Here is a 15996-nt window from a genome sequence, read left to right on the forward strand (position 1 = left end):
GTGCGGTGGCCTCCGCAAGTTGCACCACGCCTTTTCCTGCCTCGATGATTGCTGCGGCACGCCCGACACCTGTGATGGCATGTGCCCCAACAACCAAGCAGGATTTAGAGACCGTATGCGCGAGGTAAATGGCCTCGAACTCGACAATCTGCCGCATGCCAAACCATGCGCTGCGCCAGTGCTCCCCACTTACATACCCTATATCTACCATGGCAACCGCCGGATCAAGCCACTGGATCTTGACGCTGTGGCCCTACCGTTGCGGCGGTTCTACCACCATGATGGGAGGCCGCGCTTCAGCAGCCGCCACGAAGTTGAAAGCACGTTCGGTATCGCCCCGCGCACTCGCATCGTGCTGGTCGGCAGCGGGCGCGATAAGGCGATTGAAGCGTGGTGGAAGCTAAGCGAGAGGCGCTTACCGCTGCTTAGGGCGCTCGGCGCGCTAGGGGTCACACTCATCACCGGTCCCAACTATTCGTTGTTCACCGACGAGGTGCGCTACAACGACATGCACGCGATGAAGCGGATCGGGGTGACATGGCAGGAGATAGTCGCTTTGGGTATCCCGAGCACATATCATTTGAACGCGCGGACACCGCACGATTACCGTCGTTTGGCAGCGTTCATTGAAGTCCGCCCAGAAGTGACTGACGTTGCATTCGAGTTTAAGACGGGAGCGACGTGGCGTAAGCGCCTCGGTTTTCATCTTGCGGCTTTGGCCGAGCTAGCTTCACATGTGGATCGGCCGCTCCACCTCACGATGCTCGGAGGCATTAACGCGATCCCCTTGTTGGCTCGCGCGTTCGACCGCGTGACCTATATCGACAGCTCGGCTTTCATGAACTCAGTGAAGCGTCAGCGGCTCTATATCGATAACGGCGACAAGATGAAGAAGGTGCGAGAGCTGACACTCGACGGGCAGTCGATCGACGACCTTCTGCAGGACAACATCACCATGATGCGCGCACGCGTTGAGGCGAAGCTTAGTGGTGCGTAGCCGATTGTGGCATCATCGACTGACAGCGCGCCGCCGCAAGAAAACCTTGGAACTGCGCTTTCTGCGACAAGCGAGCGGTCTTTAGCTCTGCCTGTGGCCCACTGATCAGCAACGCATGATCGCCTGAGCGAAACCGCAAATCCGCGTTGAGGTGCGCAAGGCCGAGAAAAAGATCGCGGAACCCATTGCCCCGCCCTGATCCGCGACCGTAACGCGACACGTTGTCCTGCAACGCCGCACGCATTGCCAGACCATGATCGGTGAGATTGGCAAACTCCTTATCATCGCGCAGTGTTGCGAGCACACCCACACCACTATCCGCCACGACGAACTCAAACAGCGGAGGCCTCGCTTGGAAGGCAAGAATACCGCTCGCAGCGCGCGCGGAGTGTTCGTGGATGTTAGATTCCAACTCGCGTAGCGCGGCGGCGAGGCTTTGTGCGATGGGCTTGGCCAAGCCCGCTGCCTCCGCCGCCGCGCGCGCCGCCATCAGGAAGCGGTTACGCTGGAGATCGTCGGCCTCGACGAGGGGGCTGAATGTCGTACGCATGAACCCACAGCGACGCGACCCGTCCAGCCAGACGTTTCTGCTGCTTGCCAAAGCAGTGCGAAGGTCCATTTGGGTGACAGAATCGAGCCATCCACTATGCAGCAGTGGGCCGCAGCGCCCGTCGGTCGCCTCAAAAATCAACTCGATGAGTGGTCCAACTTCCGTTGGCGCATAGTGGATGTGGGGCCTATTTGGCAGGCGATTGCGTGCATGGGCACCAACGAGATCATCGACGACTTCGAACGTAAGGTTTGCTCTGGGCAATGGCCGGCTTGGAGAATTCACGCTAGCCTCAATTGTAATGAGGTTTTGGGCGCTTCCCACGTAGGTAAGGCATTTTGGGCGAGTCGTACGCTCCACACTGAATTGCACGCTTTTTCAAGAAAACGAGCTTTGTAAGGCGACCGCTTAGTCGTACGCAAACCGGGGCGCGAGCATCAGCGTTTCCAAGACCAGTATCTAACACGCGGCAAGTAAGATAGCGCAAACACTGGAACATTGAGCTCAAGTCACCGCGTATGCCCTGTCACCTCGAAACGTCAGCCTCCAAGGTGATGTAATGAAGCTTTTGATCATCGAAGCAAGCTATCCAAGAGATTTCTTCGGCGAGCGTCTTGACGGGCTAGCGACATTTCACCTTACGAAGCTCCTCCGGATCAACTCCAAGCTCGTCTACGCTCTTGACAAAAAACATTTAGAGAAGGCCATCGCGCTTGCCGCCAAGGGGGATTACGACGTGGTGCACCTTTCTTGCCATGGCGCTGACGATGGAATCGCGGTGACGGATAACACGAATGTCGACTGGCCGGATTTCGTTCGACTGTTTAGTGTCAGCGGCTATAGCCCCAAAGCGCTCATAATGTCCTCATGTTGTGGTGCCGCCGACGGTCTGGCAGACGAGTTTGAAGAGGCGGAATCACAACCCGAGATCATCTTCGGTTCTACCGATGAGCGCGGCTACAACGAGTACGCTGTTGCATGGGCGATTCTATACAATCTTTTTGAGGTGGATGGCGTCACCCGTAACGCGGCGCGCGAAGCACTTCGTGCCATCAACGCGATCGTGCATCGAAACTTTCGATACTTGCGTTGGCACGACGATCGGCAAGAGTACGTGCAATACCCGGGTGAAGGCCGGCAGTATGAAGTAACAGAAAGGATCAAAGTTAGGCGGAAGAGTTAGTTTTGACGTGACTGGAGATGCAGATGCACGAGTGCCATATGTTAGGCCTCGACAGTCCCTGACTGTACCTGACGCATTGACACCATGTGAGCGGGGTGAGCAATCGACCGCTTTCCTGTCCAAAACGAGCGCTTACGCTGTGGAGCCACTCACCTAGTCTACACGATGGGGATTTAGCGTCCAATTTCATCCACTAGTGTCCTAAGCAGCCGCGCCGTGTGCTGCGCGATTACCAGCTCTTCGTCGGTCGGTACCACATAGGCGGCGACCTGGGAATTTGGCATCGTGATGAGGGAATCGCCGCGAGCATTCGCGGCCTCATCGAGATCGAGCGCAAGCCAGGCGAGGGCCCGGCAGATCTGCGCGCGGATCGGCGCCGCGTTCTCGCCGACGCCGCCGGTGAAGACCAGCGCGTCGAGCCCGCCCAGCGCCGCGGCGAGCGAGCCGGCATGGCGGACGATCGCGTAGCAATATAGTTCGACCGCCGCGGCGGCGCGGGGATCGCGGCTCTCGAGCAGCGTCTTCATGTCGGCGCTGATGCCGGAGAGGCCCAGCAGCCCGCTCCTGTTGTAGAACAGGTCCTCCAGCGCCTTCAGGTCCATTCTCTCCTCGCGCATCAGATGCAGGATGGCGCCGGGATCGAGGCTGCCGATGCGTGTGCCCATGACGAGGCCGTCGAGGGTGGAGAAACCCATCGTCGTGGCGTGGCCCTTGCCGTCGAGCACCGCGGCCATGCTGGCGCCGTTGCCGAGATGGGCGATGATGACGCGCTTCGGCAGGCGTCCGCCGCAGAACTCGCCTAGGCGGCCGGTCACATATTCATAAGAGAGCCCGTGAAAGCCGTAGCGGCGCAGGCCCTTGGCCTCGAGAGTCCGCGGCAGGCCGAGGCTTTGCGCCGTCGCCGGCATGGCCGCATGGAAGGCGGTGTCGAAGCAGGCCACCTGCGGCAGGTCCGGCTGCTGCGCCATCAGCGCGCGGATGGCGGCGACGTTGTGCGGCTGATGATGCGGCGCCAGCGGCTCCAGCGCCGCCAGCGCATCGAGGCTTTCGGGCGTGATGCGCTCGGGCAGAGTGAAGCGCGTGCCGCCATGCACGACGCGATGGCCGGCGCCGGCAAGCGCGCTGCCGAGATTGTTGGCCTGGAGCCAGGCCGGCAGGAGCAGGAGCGCGTCGGCATGATTGCGGATGGCGGCGAGCGCCGCGGCGTCTGGCGGCGTCAGGGCGCGGCCGTCGGCAGATTTCGCGGAGAAGGCGAGGGCGCGGCCGATGCCGGCGAACTGCCCGCGCGCCAGTAGCGCGGGTTCGCCGCCGCCGCGCTGATAGAGCGCGAATTTGAGGCTGGAGGAGCCGGCGTTGAGGATCAGGAGCGGGGAGTGCATGGCGTGGTCGCTCTCCGTCGTTGACTACCGCTCCATTTTTCCTGTCATGCCCGGGCCCCCGGGTCCGGCCATAGGCCGGCCCGAGGACAAGCCCGACCCGGGCATCCAGTCCCCCCAGCCCCTGGATCGCCGGGTCAAGCCCGGCGATGACAGGGAGGGGAGCTCTCAACTCACCGAATAAGCCTTGTACTTCTCCAGCAGCCGCTGCGGCTTCTTCAGCGCGTCGCGGCGGAAGGGGTCGCCGAGCTCCTGGGTCGCCATGATCTCGAGCACGCAAGGCCGGTTGGAGGCGATCGCGGTCTTGAGCGCGTCGCCGATTTGGCCCGGGCTGTCGACCTTGATGCCCTTGGCGCCCATCGATTCCGCGATGGCGGCGAAGCTCGGATTCTTCAGGTTGGTGCCGACATAGCGGTCGGCGAAGAAATCGACTTGGTTCTTCTTCTCCGCCCCCCACTGGCCGTTGTTGAACACCACGGCGATGGCCGGGATGTTCTCGCGCACGCAAGTGAGGGTCTCCTGCAGGCTCATGCCCCAGGCGCCGTCGCCGACATACGCCACGGCCGGACGGTCGGGCGCGCCGACCTTGGCGCCGATCGCGGTCGGATAGGCATAGCCGCAATTGCCGAAGCTCATGGCGGCGAAGAAGCTGCGCGGCTTGTCGAAGCGCAGATAGCTGTTCGAGACCGAGCAGATATTGCCGATGTCGGTCGTGACCATCGCGTTCTTCGGCATCGCCTTCTCGAGCTCGCGCAAGGCGCGGCGCGGCGCGATCGGCGAGCCGTCGGCCTGGCCCCAGCTGTTGAGCTCGGCTTCCCAGGCGTCCTTCTGCTTCTTCACCTCGGCCATGCGCTGGTCCTTGTTGCCATGCGCGGCGACCTTGTGATTGCCGGTCTGCAGCCGCTGCAACATGGCGGCGGCCGCGGGCTTGGCATCGCCGTTCACGCCGACGCTGATCGGCTTCACCAGCCCCAGCATGCGGGCGTTGCTGTCGACCTGGATGATCTTCGCCTGCTTCGGCCAGTAGTCGAGGCCGTGCTGCGGCAAGGTGCCGAACGGCCCGAGGCGCGTGCCCAGCGCCAGGACCACGTCGGCCTGGGCGATCAGCTTCATCGCCGCCTTCGAGCCCTGATATCCTAGCGGCCCGCACATCAGCGGGTGGCCGGCCGGGAAGGCGTCGTTATGGAGATAGGAGGTGACGACCGGGGCCGAGAGATATTCGGCCAGCGCCACGGCTTCGGCCTGGCCGTCCGACATGATCACGCCGCCGCCGGCGACGATGACCGGGAACTTCGCCTCGGACAGCAGCTTCGCCGCGTCGTTAAGGCTCTGCTCGCCGCCGGCCGAGCGCTCGATATGGATCGGCTTCGGCAAGGTGATGTCCATCTCGCCATAGAACATGTCGCGCGGGATGTTGAGCTGGGTGGGGCCCCGCTCCAGCAGCGCATAGTCGAAGCAGCGGGAGGTCAGCTCGGCGAAGCGGTCCTGGCGCGTCACATGCGCTTGGAACTTGGTGATCTTCGAGAAGATCGGCAGCTGCTCGGTCTCCTGGAAGCCGCCGAGGCCGATGGTATTGGAGCCGGTCTCGGGCGTGATCACGACGACGGGCGAGTGCGCCCAGTAGGCGGCGGCGACCGCCGTGACGAAGTTGGTGATGCCCGGACCGTTCTGCGCGATGCAAACGCCCTGTTTATTGAGGACGCGCGAATAGCCGTCGGCCATGTGCGCGGCGCCCTGCTCGTGGCAGACCGAGATGAAGCGGATGCCGGCGGCGGGGAACAGGTCGAGCGCATCCATATAGGCCGAGCCGACGATGCCGAACACATCCTTCACGCCATGCGCGACGAGCGTTTCGACGAAGGCTTCGCTGGCGGACATGCGTGTCATGGCTGTTGCCTCATGTGAATGACGGTTGGGACGGCGGCCAGGTCGAGGCCGCGCCAGGGAATCTCGGGAGCCTGTGGTAGCGCCTTGGGCACGCCGGAAGCTAGGGCCAGTGCGATCCATTTCCGGGAGCCAGCGTGCGGTGCAACTGAGTCAATTCCTGAAGCAACCCCTCCCCCTACCCCCTAAGTTGATGTGATCGCTCCGCTCTACTTCAAAGCTTCGAGCGAGTTCTATGCCAACGACGCCCCCTCCCCTTGCGGGAGGGGGTAGGGGGCGGGAGGGGGTAGGGGAGGGGGTTGCTTCAGGACTAAGCCATCTGCCGCCGCAGGATCTCCCCCAGCAGCTTGATGCCCGGCTCGATCTTGTCGAGGGGGATGGAGGAGAAGCCCAGGCGGAAAAACCGCCGGGGCGCGTCCTCGGCCTGGAAATGCCAGTCGCCGCGCTCGATGAGGATGCCCTGCCTGGCGGCCGCGGCCTCCAGCGCGCGGGCGTCGAGGCCGGCGGGGCCCTCGACCCAATAGGCGGTGCCGCCCTGGCTCTGCTGCCAGCGGCATTCGGGCATGTGGCGCGTCAGCGCGTCGCCCATCGCCTTCCAGCGCTCCTTGTAGATCTGGCTGAGCCGGCGCAGCAGCGCGTCGTGATGGCCGTCCGCCAGGAACAACGCCACGGTGCGCTGATTGTTGGCGGGCGGATGGCGCAGCATCAGGCGACGCAGCGCGCGCGCCTCGCGGATGAAGGGCGCGGGGCCGACCATGTAGCCCAGCCGCAGGCCCGGCGCCAGGCTCTTGGACAGGCTGGCGACGAAGATCACGCGGCCATGGCGGTCGAGCGACTTCAGGGCCGGCGACGGCGCGCCCTGATGGTTGATCTCGCTCTCGTAATCGTCCTCGACCAGGACGATGTCGTTGGCCTCGGCGGCCTGGAGCAGGGCGCGCCGGCGGGCCAGCGACATGGTGGCGGTGGTCGGGAACTGATGGCTGGGCGTCACATAGACGTAATCGCATTGCGCCAGCCGCTCGTCGACCACGACGCCCTCGCGGTCGATCGCCAGCGGCGTGACCGTCGCGCCGCGCAGGCTGAAGATATTGCGCGCATCGACATAGCCCGGATCCTCGATGCCGACGCGCGTGCCCGCATCCATCAGCAGGCTCGCGATCAGATAGAGCGCCTGCTGGGCGCCGACCGTGACCAGGATCTCGTCATTGTCGACCCGCACCCCGCGCCGCGGCAGGAGGCGCGTGCGGATCTGCTCGACCAGATGCGGGTCGTCGTCGGTGAAAAGGTCGCGCGACCATTCCTTAACGGCGCCGCGTCCCAGCGCCTGGCGCGAGCAGTCGCGCCAGGCCGCGATCGGGAACTGGCCCGGATCGACCTGGCCGTAGATGAAGGGGTAGGGGTAGTCCTGCCAGTTGCGCGGCTTGACGATGTTGTGCTGGCGGCTGGGATGGACCCGGAACCTGTCGGCCCAGTCGACCCCGGAGGGCGCTTCCTTTGCGCCGGTATAACCCTCCCGCGCGGGCGTCCCGGGCGCACGGCCGGAAAGAATGTCGGGCGCCACGAAGTAACCGCTGCGCTGGCGGGCGACAAGAAAACCTTCCTCGACCAGATCCTGATAGGCCAGCGCCACCGTGTTACGGGCGACATTGAGCGTTAGCGCCATCTTCCGGCAGGAAGGCAGCGCGCTGCCGGCCGGAATCTGGCCCTCCAGGATCGCGTCGACCAGCATGCGGCGCAGCTGCGCCTGCAGGGTGGTGGTCCCGTCAGGCTCGAAGTGGAAAAGTTGGTCCCGCATTCATTCCTGTCCCGGTCCAGCGACGGGGCTGGCCGGCGAAAACTCCTTGACTGGCTCTGTTTCACTAGTCGATTGTAACAATACGATCAATTGGCGAAGAATCCCCAGCCTTTCTGCCGCTTTCATCCAGGGGCCCCGTCACGCGGACGTCATAAATCTGTCGTGACACGGCGCTACAACGAACGGTCCCCCGGCCGGAATCGAAGCAGAAGCAAGAGCCATGGGGGCGCGCGGTAAAGGCTTCATTCTCTTTCAAAACAGGGAGCTCTCTTATGACTGCCAAAAAACCGGCCTCGTCGGCTGCATTGACGCTGAGCGCAGCAAGGCGTTTCAGCCGTCGCACGATGCTGAAGAACGCCACCATGGCGGGTGCCGCGTTGGCCGTTGGCCCGTGGCTCGTGAAGGACGCCTTCTCCTCCTCGGGCGAACTCAATCTTCTCAACTGGTCGGACGAAATTCCTGACCCCGTGATTCCCGATTTCACCGCGAAGACCGGCATCAAGGTGAACACCACGCCGTTCTCGCAGAACGAGGAGCAGATCAACAAGCTCCAGGCGACCGGGGGCGAGGGCTTCGATCTCTATCAGCCGACGCGCGATCGCCAGCCGCAGTTCAAGGAACTGGGTCTTATTGCGCCGCTGGATCTGAAGAAGCTGGAGAACGGCAGCCTCCTGCCCTCCTTCATGGAAGCGACCAAGATCTGGGAATGGGATGGCGGCCTGCATTGGATGCCGCATTGCTGGGGCAGCGAGGCGATCTCCTGGCGGACCGATCTGACGACCCTCGAATACAAGACCCTCAGCTACGGCACGCTCTGGGACGATCAGTATAAGGGCAAGGTGCAGGGCCGGCCGCATTCGCTGCTGCTCGGCATCGGCCTGTGGATGGATGCGTCGGGCAAGCTGCCCTCGAACCGGATGGCCGACGCCTTCAAGGATCCCGATACCTTCAAGAAGATCTATGACGTGATCCTGCCTTTCGCGATCGCACACAAGCCCTGGATCAAGCAGTTCTGGGATAGCGCCGACAACACCAAGTCCGGTCTGCTCGAGAACGGCGTGGTCATCGGCCAGACCTGGGACGGTCCGGTCCTCAGCCTCAAGAAGGACGGCAAGCCGGTCAGCTATATGGCCCCGCAGGAAGGCGCCATCGCCTGGATCGACGGCTGGTCCCTCTCCTCGGGCGCCAAGAACATCGATCAGGCCTATGCCTGGCTGAACTATGTCCACACGCCGGAAGCGTCCGCGAAGGTGGCCGACGGCTCGGGCTACAACCCGATCTGCAAAGGCTCCGACGCGCTGCTCTCCGCGGCGGCCAAGAAGAACTTCCAGGAAGCCTATCCGGGCGACGCCCTCGACAAGCTCTGGAACCGCATCCCCGAGCCGGCATGGTTCGGCGACCTGCGCGGCGAGTATGCCGAGAAGTTCAAGGCGGCCTGATCGCCTGAGCGTTCATTGACCATGCAGCATCCCGGCCCCCGCTTTGGGCCGGGATGTTCGCATTGGAGCCATGGCGGTGCGACCTGAGGGACCCTTGCGGGCTGTCGGGATCGCATGCACCAATTATGGTCGCCTCGCCGGCGTCCGCCGGGTTTCCGGGGGAGGGCGACGGCGGGGCGTCAATCGTAGGGTAGGGGGAAGTCTCGATCCATGAGTGCGGACGTCGAGCTCGACCGCGTCACCATTCGCTTCGGCAGCTTCACCGCGGTCAAGGGCGCGTCGCTCAAGATCAATAACGGGGAGTTCTTCAGCTTCCTCGGGCCTTCGGGTTGCGGCAAGACCACGATCCTGCGCGCGATCTCGGGATTCCTCGAACCCTCCGAGGGCGTGGTCCGGATCGGCGGCAAGGACATGACCGGTATCGGGCCGAACAAGCGCCCGACGGCCCTCATCTTCCAGAACCTCGCGCTGTTCCCGCTCATGACCGTGGCCGAGAACATCGCCTATGGCCTCCGGGTCCAGGGCATGTCGCGCGCCGACCAGCGCCAGCGCGCCGACGAGCTCCTGTCGCTGATCGCGCTGCCGGGCCAGGGCGACAAGAAGATCGGCGAACTCTCCGGCGGCCAGAAGCAGCGCGTCGCCATCGCCCGCGCGCTCGCGGTCCAGCCCAGCGTGCTGCTGCTCGACGAGCCGCTCTCGGCCCTCGATCTCAAGCTGCGCCAGCATATGCGCAACGAGCTGCGCGCGATCCAGCGGCGCGTCGGCATCACTTTCATCTACATTACCCACGACCAGGGCGAAGCCCTGACCATGTCCGATCGCATCGCCGTCATGAATGCCGGGGTAATCGAGCAGGTGGGAGACGGCAAGACCGTCTATGACAATCCGGCCACGGGTTTCGTCGCCTCCTTCGTCGGCGAGAACAATCCCTTCGCCGGCAAGGTCATGGCGCTCGAGAACGGCGACGCGGTCCTCGACACGCCGGTCGGGCGCCTGCGCGGACGCAACGGGCGCGGCGTCAAGGTCGGCGACGACGCGATCCTGTTCGTGCGCCCCGAAGCCTTCCGGCTGGGCGCCGGCACCGCCGGCTCGACGCTCCAGGCGCCGGTCCTCAATGTCGCCTTCGAAGGCAATATGAGCCATGTCTTCCTCAAGGGCCCGACCCGCAAGGAAATCGTGGTGACGGTCGGCCGCGGCGGCGCCGAACGCATGCCGGGCCAGGGCGAGACCGCGTCGATCCAGTATGACCGCCAGCTGGGCCTGGTGCTGCCGGCGGGGAAGCTCGCCAGTGATTGAGGTCGGCAAATATCTGATCTTCCTCGGACCGCTGATCGTCATTGCGGTCTTCTGGGCGATGGCGACGGTCGAGCGGCGCCAGTCCGGCGAGCCCGGCGCCAAGAGCTTCTTCGGGCGCAACGGCATCGCCATCTCGGTCTTCCTGCTGGCCGCCGTCGGCCTCTGGGCGATCATCATGATCGTCCTGCCGCAGCTCTACATGGTGGATTTCTCGTTCCATCCGAAGCTGCCGCCGCGCGACTATGGCGGACCCAACGACCATTACACGCTCGACAGCTACCGCTATTTCATCTTCGGCAGCACGACCTCGATGGATCATCTCAATGTGATCCATCTGAAGGCGTTCTTCATGACGATCTTCGCCAGCATCATCGTCACGGCGATCAATTTCTGCATCTGCTACCCGATGGCCTATTACATGGCCCAGGTGGCGACGCCCGAACGCCTGCGGCTCTTCATGTTGATGCTGATCGCGCCCTTCTGGGTCAACGAGATCCTGCGCGCCTTCGCCTTCCGGGTGCTGTTCGGCACCTCGGGGCTGATCAACAATTTCCTGCTCGGCATCGGCGTCATCGCCGAGCCGATCGATTTCCTCGGCCTCGATGTCGCGATGTATACCGGGCTCTCATACGCCTATCTGCTGATGATGATGTTCCCGCTCTATAACGCGATCGAAAGCCTGGACAGGAACCAGATCGAGGCGGCGCGCGACCTGGGCGCGCCCTGGTGGCATATCCATCTCTTCGTGGTGATGCCCTTCGCCAAGCCCGGCATCGCGTCCGGCTGCACCATGGTCTTCATGCTGACGGCGGGCGCGCTGGCCGCGCCCTTGATCCTGGGCGGCCCCAACACGCTCTGGTTCACGCCGATCGTCTATGACCGCTTCTATCAGGCCTTCAATTGGCCGCAAGGCTCGGCCTACGCCTTCATCCTGCTCCTGACCTGCGTCGTCTTCGTGCTGGCGGTCTTGCGCGTCTTCAAGGTCAGCCTGGGGGAGATCACGCGATGAACTCCCGCTTCGTCATGAAGGCGATGATCGGGTTCTACATCCTGATCTTCTTCACCTATCTGTTCGGGCCGCTGGTGGTGATGGGCGTCACCGCCTTCAACACGCCCAACTACCCGCAGGCCTATCCGTTCGAAGGCTTCACCTTCAAATGGTTCGCCATGCTGGCGAAGGACGACGAGCTGATCACCGGGCTCAAGACTTCGGTCCTGATCGGGATCGGCGTGGTCTGCGTCGCCGTGCCGGTCGGGCTGGCCGCCGCCATCATCATGACGCAGATCTATTGGCGCGCCCGCTCGCTCTATTACCTGGTCGTGGTCTCGCCGGTGCTGACGCCCGGCATCATCCTCGGCATCTCGACCGTGATCTTCTGGAAGGACGTCACCAGCTGGACCGGGGCGAAGTTCCTCTTCAACGGCTACTTCCTGACGATCCTCGGCCAATCGACCTTCATCTCGGCCTATTCGATGCTGGTGTTCCTGTCGCGCCTGCAGCGCTTCGACCGGGCCCAGGAGGAAGCGGCGCTCGATCTCGGCGCCAGCTACCCGCAGGTCTTCCGCCACATCCTGCTGCCCTTCCTCAAGCCCGCCGTGCTCTCGGCCTCGGTGCTGGCCTTCCTCGCCTCGTTCGAGAATTACAACACCACCACCTTCGCGATCCTGGCCGAGAAGACCCTGGTGACGGTGCTGGCCGGCCGCGTGCGCCAGGGCACCACGCCGACGCTCTCGGCGCTCGCCGTCATCATCGTCGCGATCACCGTCGTCGGCGCCGTGATTTACGAGGTCCTGCGCCGCGCCGAGCAGAAGAAGGCCGACGCCGCCAAGGCGACGGCGCTCGCGGCCGAAGCGGCGACACCGGTCGCGGTCGCGGCTTAGGGGGTTGGCATAGGACCGAGCGGTCGATCCCGCGCTCCTGACGTCATCCCCGCGAAAGCGGGGACCCAACTCTCCACCGACACCGCTGGATCGACACGGGCCCCCGCTTTCGCGGGGGTGACGGTAGGGCGGGTGCGATGACCCCTACAGATGCGGCAAGGTATCGGCAGCCCTGCGACCGCGCGATGTTGCGCAAGTTGCTCCCATGGTCATCCCCGCGAAAGCGGGGACCCAACTCTCCACCGACACCGCTGGATCGACATGGGCCCCCGCTTTCGCGGGGGTGACGGTGGGGTTTTCACGGCGGTGACTATTAAGGTCTGATTCACCACGCGGACTTTGCCCGGCGGGTCCCCTGTCCCCTCCAATTGCGCGGCCCTGTCCCTATAGGGCCGCGACCCTGGCCGTTAGGATGGCTGTCAGTGCCGAGAGGCCTTTCGTCCTTCTCCTGACCCCCGGGTGCCGCCATGCAGTACGAAGCCAACACGCTCGAGAATCACTGGCTGCCTTTCACATCCAATCGCGATTTCAAGCAGGAGCCCCGGCTCCTGGTGAAGGGCGAGGGGGTCTATTACTGGAACCACAAGGGCGAGAAGCTGCTCGACGGCAGCTCGGGCCTGTTCTGCGTCGCCGCCGGCCATGCCCGCAAGGAGATCGCCGAGGCGGTCGGCAAGCAGCTCCTCGAGATGGATTACGGGCCCCACTTCCAGGTGGCGCACCCGTCCTCCTTCGAGCTCGCCCGCAAGGTCGCGGCGCTCACGCCCGACGGGCTCGACTATGTCTTCTTCTGCAACTCGGGCTCCGAATCGGTCGATACCGCGATCAAGATCGCGCTCGCCTATCACCGGGCGCGCGGCGACGGCCAGCGCACCCGCTTCGTCAGCCGGGAGCGCGCCTATCACGGCGTCAATATCGGCGGCGTGTCGCTCGCCGGCATGGTCCGCAACCGCGAGACCTTCGGCGCGGTCATGCCGGGCGTCGTCCATATGCGCCATACCTGGTCGCCCGAGGCGCGCTTCACCCGCGGCCAACCGGAGAAGGGCGCGGAGCTCGCCGACGATCTGCAGCGCTTCGTCGATCTCTATGGCGCCTCGACCATCGCGGCCTGCTTCGTCGAGCCGATCGCGGGCTCGACCGGCGTGCTGGTGCCGCCCAAGGGCTATCTCGACCGCCTGCGCAAGATCTGCGACACGCACGGCATCCTGCTGGTGTTCGACGAGGTCATCTGCGGCTTCGGCCGTACCGGCAAGGCGTTCGGCGCGCAGAGCTTCGGCGTGACGCCGGACATGATCACCATGGCCAAGGCGCTCACCAACGGCGCGCAGCCGATGGGCGCCGTCGCCGTCAGCGACAAGATCTACGGCACGATCGTGGACAGCGCGCCCGACCACGCGGTCGAGCTCTTCCATGGCTATACCTATTCGGCTCATCCGGCGGCCTGCGCCGCCGGCATCGCCGCGCTCAACATCTATGAGAAGGAAGGCCTGTTCCAGCGCGCGGCCGAGCTGTCGCCCTATTTCCTCGACGCGGTCTATTCGCTGAAGGGCATTCCGGCCGTCACCGACATCCGCGGCTATGGCATGCTGGCCGGTATCGACCTCGCCACCGACGGCAAGCCCGGCGCCCGCGGCTACGACGCCACCAAACGGCTGTTCGCGGCCGGCCTGCATATCAAGTTCACCGGTGATTCCGGCATCGTGGCCCCGCCCTTCGTCGCGGAGAAGTCGCATATCGATCAGATGATCGATATCCTGCGCAAGGTGTTCAGCCAGTACTGATTCCCGAGCGGGGGCGGGAATCGGTCTTTCCATTCTCACCCTCATCGGAAACGCCATGGCGAGCGTCATCGCGGCGATCGATCTCGGCGGCATGAGCGCCGTGCTGATTGCCGTCAGCCTGATCTGCGTGCTGGGGGCCGCGGTGGTTCGCGGCTTCTCCGGCTTCGGCTTCTCGCTCCTCTCCATCACCTCGCTCTCGCTCGTCATGGAGCCGGCAGAGATCGTGCCCTCGATCTTCATGCTCGAGATCGCGGCCAGCTTGCCGCTGCTGCCCGGCATCTGGCGCGACGTCCATTGGCGGTCGATCGGCTGGCTGCTGCTGGGCTACACGGTCTTCGTGCCCTTCGGCGTCTGGCTCCTGGCCAATGCGCCGGTGGCGCCGATGAAGCTGGCGATGGGCCTCTTCGTGATCGCCACGGCGATCCTGCTGCTCCGGGGCTTCGCCCTGAAGCGGATGCCCAACCGCGCCGCGACCCTGGCCGCCGGCGGCGCCAGCGGCCTTCTCAACGGCGCCTTCGGCATCGGGGGCCCGCCGGTCGTGCTGTTCTATTTCAGCTCGCCCGCCGGCGCCGCCGCCGGCCGCGCCTCGATCATCGCCTTCTTCATCGCCACCGACCTGCTGGGGCTGGGTTTCCAGGCGCGCGAGGGGCTCATCACCGCGACCAGCTTCTGGCGCTTCCTCCTGTTCCTGCCGCCGCTCCTGATCGGCGTCTGGATCGGCAATCGCGGCTTCAAGTCGGCCGATCCGGCATTGTTCCGTCGCATCGTGCTGTGGCTGCTGGTACTGCTTGCGGTCATGACGGCGGGGCAGGGGCTGTTCCAGCTCTGGAGCGGGAGCCCCGGCGCCTCGATCTGACGGAGCGATGGGTGGGAAGGCTGCGCGTCGACGTTCTTTCGAAGTCCGGCCCGCGCGGTTCCCGCCGGTTCCGGGGCGATCTGCTCGCGGCAATCGCCCCTGCCATATTCCTGCTGCTCTGGTCCTCCGGTTTCGGCGTCGCCAAGACCGGGCTGATGAATGCCGAGCCGCTGACGTTCCTGACGCTTCGCTATGGCATCATCGTTCTCGTGTTCCTGCCGATCTTCCTGGTGATGCAGCCCCGGCTGCCGGCAAGCCGCATGGCGTGGCTGCATATCGCCGTCGTCGGGTTCCTGATCCAGTCGGTCTATTTCGGTTTGGCCTGGACCGGCCTGGGGCTGGGCGTATCGGCCGGCGTCGCGGCGGTCATCTCCTCGACGCAACCTCTTCTTGTAGCCCTGATGGCGCCCCGCTTTGCGAAGGAACGCGTCGGCGCGCTGCGATGGGCCGGTCTCCTTCTGGGTGCCGCGGGCGCCATCACGGTGATCGTCGCCAGCGCGTCCTTCGGCACCGATCTCGATATCGGCATTCTCTGCTGTGCCGTGGCGACGCTCGGCATGGCAGGCGCCACCCTTTATCAGAAGCGCTTTGTTGCCGAGGCGCATCCGGTCGTGGTCAATCTGGTGCATTACGCCGTCGGCCTCGTGACGATGGCGCCGCTCGCCTTCGGCTTCGAGACGATGCAGGTCGATTGGACGCCGGATTTCATCCTGTCGCTGGGCTGGATCGTCGGCGCCAACTCGATCCTCGCCATCTCCCTGCTGCTCTTCATGATCAACCGCAGCGAGGCCTCGCGCATATCCGCGCTGTTCTTCCTGGTGCCGCCGACCGCGGCGCTGTTCGGCTGGCTGCTGCTGGGCGAGACCTTGCCGCTTGCCGCGGGGGTCGGCATGGCTGTTGCCGTAGCCGGCGTGTGGCTGGTGTCCCGCTCGGCATAGTTCCGGACCCCGTAAAGTACCGG

13 protein-coding genes are annotated in these 15996 nt (G+C 64.5%); 9 read left to right on the top strand and 4 right to left on the bottom strand.

All coding sequences use genetic code 11. The features are described from left to right. Positions 1 to 115 precede the first annotated feature (115 nt). Positions 116 to 997 carry a hypothetical protein gene (locus tag FRZ44_RS05785; protein WP_151176289.1) on the top strand — a complete coding sequence of 294 codons (882 nt, stop codon included), beginning with the start codon at positions 116 to 118 and terminating at the stop codon, positions 995 to 997. On the opposite strand, the gene FRZ44_RS05790 is transcribed toward FRZ44_RS05785, so the two are convergent. Next, on the bottom strand, positions 984 to 1547 hold the full coding sequence (locus FRZ44_RS05790; RefSeq protein WP_151176290.1) for an ATP-binding protein: 564 nt from the start codon (positions 1545 to 1547) through the stop codon (positions 984 to 986). The two genes, FRZ44_RS05785 and FRZ44_RS05790, sit on opposite strands and share 14 nt — an antisense overlap. Before the next feature lie 559 nt (positions 1548 to 2106). On the opposite strand from FRZ44_RS05790, the gene FRZ44_RS05795 reads away from it, so the two are divergent. Beyond that, positions 2107 to 2730, top strand: coding sequence for a hypothetical protein (locus FRZ44_RS05795; protein ID WP_151176291.1), 624 nt, complete (start codon positions 2107 to 2109; stop codon positions 2728 to 2730). A gap of 173 nt (positions 2731 to 2903) precedes the next feature. Here the strand turns inward: FRZ44_RS05795 and FRZ44_RS05800 are convergent, their stop codons facing one another. The 3 genes from FRZ44_RS05800 to pdxR all read right to left on the bottom strand — a co-directional run bounded on the left by FRZ44_RS05800 (position 2904) and on the right by pdxR (position 7785). Next, complete coding sequence (locus FRZ44_RS05800; RefSeq protein WP_151176292.1) at positions 2904 to 4109, bottom strand: acetate/propionate family kinase; 1206 nt, start codon at positions 4107 to 4109, stop codon at positions 2904 to 2906. Between the two features lie 165 nt (positions 4110 to 4274). Further along, a complete protein-coding gene (gene xsc / locus FRZ44_RS05805) occupies positions 4275 to 5993 on the bottom strand; it encodes a sulfoacetaldehyde acetyltransferase (RefSeq protein ID WP_151176293.1) in 1719 nt (572 codons plus the stop codon). 307 nt (positions 5994 to 6300) lie between these two features. After that, entirely contained in the window at positions 6301 to 7785 is a 1485-nt protein-coding gene (pdxR, locus tag FRZ44_RS05810; protein WP_151176294.1) for a MocR-like pyridoxine biosynthesis transcription factor PdxR, read from the bottom strand. Between the two features lie 272 nt (positions 7786 to 8057). Here pdxR and FRZ44_RS05815 point away from each other — a divergent pair, with 272 nt between their 5' ends. The 7 genes from FRZ44_RS05815 (at position 8058) to FRZ44_RS05845 (ending at position 15973) form a co-directional block, all read left to right on the top strand. Then, positions 8058 to 9224, top strand: coding sequence for an extracellular solute-binding protein (locus FRZ44_RS05815; protein WP_151176295.1), 1167 nt, complete (start codon positions 8058 to 8060; stop codon positions 9222 to 9224). Between the two features lie 210 nt (positions 9225 to 9434). Then, positions 9435 to 10520, top strand: coding sequence for an ABC transporter ATP-binding protein (locus FRZ44_RS05820; RefSeq protein WP_151176296.1), 1086 nt, complete (start codon positions 9435 to 9437; stop codon positions 10518 to 10520). After that, entirely contained in the window at positions 10513 to 11529 is a 1017-nt protein-coding gene (locus tag FRZ44_RS05825; RefSeq protein WP_225308563.1) for an ABC transporter permease, read from the top strand. Before FRZ44_RS05820 ends, FRZ44_RS05825 begins: the two co-directional genes overlap by 8 nt. Further along, positions 11526 to 12401 carry an ABC transporter permease gene (locus FRZ44_RS05830; protein ID WP_151176298.1) on the top strand — a complete coding sequence of 292 codons (876 nt, stop codon included), beginning with the start codon at positions 11526 to 11528 and terminating at the stop codon, positions 12399 to 12401. Before FRZ44_RS05825 ends, FRZ44_RS05830 begins: the two co-directional genes overlap by 4 nt. 467 nt (positions 12402 to 12868) lie before the next feature. After that, the gene (locus tag FRZ44_RS05835) at positions 12869 to 14179 is read left to right on the top strand and encodes an aspartate aminotransferase family protein (RefSeq protein WP_151176299.1); all 1311 of its coding nucleotides are present in this window, start codon (positions 12869 to 12871) and stop codon (positions 14177 to 14179) included. A gap of 55 nt (positions 14180 to 14234) precedes the next feature. Continuing rightward, positions 14235 to 15035, top strand: coding sequence for a sulfite exporter TauE/SafE family protein (locus FRZ44_RS05840; protein ID WP_151176300.1), 801 nt, complete (start codon positions 14235 to 14237; stop codon positions 15033 to 15035). Positions 15036 to 15046: 11 nt separating this feature from the next. Then, on the top strand, positions 15047 to 15973 hold the full coding sequence (locus FRZ44_RS05845) for a DMT family transporter (protein ID WP_225308564.1): 927 nt from the start codon (positions 15047 to 15049) through the stop codon (positions 15971 to 15973). Positions 15974 to 15996: the final 23 nt, after the last annotated feature.

Source organism: Hypericibacter terrae (assembly GCF_008728855.1).
Lineage (GTDB): Bacteria > Pseudomonadota > Alphaproteobacteria > Dongiales > Dongiaceae > Hypericibacter > Hypericibacter terrae.